This is a genomic window from Archangium sp. (genome assembly GCF_036389735.1).
GTDB lineage: Bacteria > Myxococcota > Myxococcia > Myxococcales > Myxococcaceae > Archangium.
In genome coordinates this window covers 1-2,976 of the sequence record NZ_DASVWK010000944.1, presented here as the reverse complement: position 1 = coordinate 2,976, position 2,976 = coordinate 1, and the positions used below count along the sequence as shown (strand labels likewise).

Below are 2,976 nucleotides of genomic sequence, written 5' to 3'. Positions count from 1 at the left end.
CGCTCGCCCGAGATTCCCTATTACCTCGGATGGCTGAACTACTGGTCGGATGCTGCCGCACGGGCCATCGGCTTTCCAGAACCCACCCGCGATGCGGAACTGCTCTCGCGCTCACGGCGTACCGCGACGGGCGGGTGGGTTGTGCAGCTCACGGATGCGCCGCTCGACCTGGACGACCCCGCCCACCTGGACGCGCTTAAGCGGGCCTACGAGCGTTTCCCGGAGATCGGCGGGCGCGCAGCCCCTTGAAGCTCGACACCTGAGGCATCCCCTCATATAGAAAAGCAGGCCAGGAAGGGGTTGGCTGGCTGCTTGGTTGGAGCAGTAGGGTCATGGACGTTACTGAAGAAGTGGGTACTCCAGCAATCAACGAGCAGCAGGTCCATGAATTCCTCTCCGGCCTTTTCGCGGAAGACCTCCACGCCAAGCGGGTGCTCTCGCTCTTCCTGGCCACTCTGGGCGTCATCCATGCCGCCAGTCTCTCGGTCCAGAAAGGGTGTCAGACGATTTGTAGGACGCGAGGTATCGGAACGAGTCCTTTGACACCCTCCCTGGACATCATCTCTGACACCATCTCTGGTTCCAGGCGCCTGCCGCCCAGGGGACTTGGCCTCGTGTCGCTCGCTCCGTGAAGGGGAAAATCGTCGTGTCCGCTCGTCTGCTTCGTAGCGCCACCCTGGTCGCCGCCCTGGTTCCGCTAGCTCTCGCCCTGCTGCCGGCCCCGGTATGGGGGCAGGCCTGGAAACCCTCCGTCACCTGGAGTTCGTACCTGGGAGGCGGTCAGGTCGACGAGCTGCGAGACGCCGTCACCAACGCCAACGACGAGGTCATCGTGGTGGGACAGACGGGCTCGACGAGCGGCTTTCCGGCCGATGAGGGCCTACCCAGGTCCGACTCGGGCAGGGATGCCGTCGTCGCCAGGTTCAACCAGGACGGCTCCCTGGCCTGGGTGCGCGTGTTCGGTGGCAGCGGCGATGACCTCGCGCGCCGGGTGCGGTGGGTCGACGATGGGACCGGGGATGTGTTCGTCGCGGGGACGCTCACGCAGTTCATGGGGAGTACGGGGATCCAGACCTCCCCCACCGCCCTCGTCGAGCCCGCGGCGGCACATCCCTATAAAGGCGGCAACTCGGATGCCTTCCTCGCGCGAGTGAGCGCGGACGGCGAGCTGCTCTGGTTCATCTTCGTGGGAGGCAATGACACGGATGAGGGGGTCTCCCTCGCCGTGGACGAGCGCACGGTGTACGTCGGAGGCAGGAGCCGCTCCCCGTCGTCTTCCTTCTCGGGACCGGAGAAGGTCGGCGCCCGGGGCGATGGCTTCGATGCATTCGTCACCCAGGTGGAGCTCACCCGCGATGGCAGCCCGAATGTCCTGTGGACCCGCTTCATCGGGAGCGAAGACACGAACGACGTCCCCCCGTCCTACACGGTCGCCGATGACACGACGTACACGCTCCTGGTCAAGGACTCGAATCTCTACGTGGCGGGAACCGTGGGCTCCCCCTTCAGCGAGAGCGGCATCAATCCCGTCGAGGATTTCCACGAAGGGGCCGACGATGGCTTCGTCGCGAAGTTGACCCGCACGGGCAGCGTCAACTGGTTCACCCACGTGGGCAGCGACGCCACGGACGACGTTCGTGATCTGCTGGCGGTACCTGGAGTGGCTGGAGTCATCGCCGTGGGGCGCACCAACTCCTCGGCCTTTCCCAAGTCAGGCTCCGGTGAGGCGGACTTTGACACCTACGTGCTCCGGTTGCAGGAGGACGGCGTTCGCGTCACGGGCGGTATTCAAGTGGGGAGCGGCAACGCCGAGGAGGTGGCCCAGGCCGCGGTGGATGCGCTTGGCAACGTCTTCGTCGGAGGCCGGACGACGAGCAGCTCGGGCCTCGACCAGAATGCCTTCGATACCACCTACACCGGCAACAGCGAGGGCTTCGTCGCCATGGTGGATGCGGCCCTGACGCAGCCCATCTGGATCTCCTACGTGGGGGGAAACTCCAGCAACGCCGAGGAATGGGTGCGGGCAATGGTCGCCGGTCCCCAGGGGCGGCTCACGCTCGTCGGAACCTCCGACGCGCCCGATGTGCTCCAAGGCACCGTCCGTCACGACCCCTCGCACAACGGCAACCTGGACGGCATCATCTTCCGCTTGGAGGTAGACCCCTCCGCCCCGAGTACGGGTCAGGTGGTGGCCTCGCTCTCCGACACGGGTGTCTTCGCCACCTGGAGATTCGCGGACCCCTCGAGGAACTTCACGGATCCGGAGACGGGCATCAGCCGCTACGAGTGGGCCATTGGTCACTCGGGGCAGCGCGACAACGTGCAACCCTTCACGTCCGTGAAGACCTCGACGGAGAGCTCCGCCAGCTTCCAGCCCCAGGCGGGGCTGACCTATTACGTCACGGTGCGTGCCTTCAATGGCGTGGGCCGTCCCTCCGACGAGGCCAGGTCGACAGGGCTCCCGTGGTCGCCACCCGACGCGGGGACCGGGAATATTTCCCCGCTCGGGTGGGGCTGCGGCAGCACGGGGGGCGGCGGTCTGGTGGGCATGCTCGGGCTGGTGACCCTGGCCTCGTTGATGGTGCGCCGCGCACGGCGGGCTCCCGACACGGAGCGTTGAACGCTCGGCGGGTCCGGTGGGAGGGGGAGTCGCCCGGGCTGCCCTCTCTCATCTGGAGCGCCCTCTCAGGCGAGGACCTGACCGCCGGTGACGCCGAGGATCTCCCCATTGACGAACCGCGACTCGTCCGAGGCGAGGAACACGAACGAGGGCGCCAGTTCCACGGGCTGCGCTGGCCTGCCCATGGGCGAACTCTTGCCGAAGTTCTTCACCTTCTCCGCGTCGAAGGACTGGGGAATCAGCGGCGTCCACACCGGGCCCGGGGCGACGCAGTTGACGCGGATGCCCCGCTCGATGAGCTCCTGCGCCAGTCCCTTGGTGAAGGTGACGATGGCGCCCTTGGTGCTCGCGTAGTC

4 protein-coding genes are annotated in these 2,976 nt (G+C 66.6%); 2 read left to right on the top strand and 2 right to left on the bottom strand.

The window, feature by feature from the left end; all coding sequences use genetic code 11:
* Nucleotides 1-249: DUF5953 family protein (locus VF794_RS33625; protein WP_331117209.1), on the top strand; the 249-nt coding region annotated here is incomplete at its 5' end.
* A gap of 23 nt (nt 250-272) precedes the next feature.
* Here the strand turns inward: VF794_RS33625 and VF794_RS33620 are convergent.
* Nucleotides 273-470 carry a hypothetical protein gene (locus tag VF794_RS33620; RefSeq protein WP_331117208.1) on the bottom strand — a complete coding sequence of 66 codons (198 nt, stop codon included), beginning with the start codon at nt 468-470 and terminating at the stop codon, nt 273-275.
* A 176-nt stretch (nt 471-646) separates the two neighbouring features.
* On the opposite strand from VF794_RS33620, the gene VF794_RS33615 reads away from it, so the two are divergent.
* Nucleotides 647-2,620 (top strand): hypothetical protein, encoded by a 1,974-nt coding sequence (locus VF794_RS33615; protein WP_331117207.1) that lies wholly within the window; start codon nt 647-649, stop codon nt 2,618-2,620.
* A gap of 65 nt (nt 2,621-2,685) precedes the next feature.
* On the opposite strand, the gene VF794_RS33610 is transcribed toward VF794_RS33615, so the two are convergent.
* Nucleotides 2,686-2,976: SDR family oxidoreductase (locus VF794_RS33610; RefSeq protein ID WP_331117206.1), on the bottom strand; the 291-nt coding region annotated here is incomplete at its 5' end.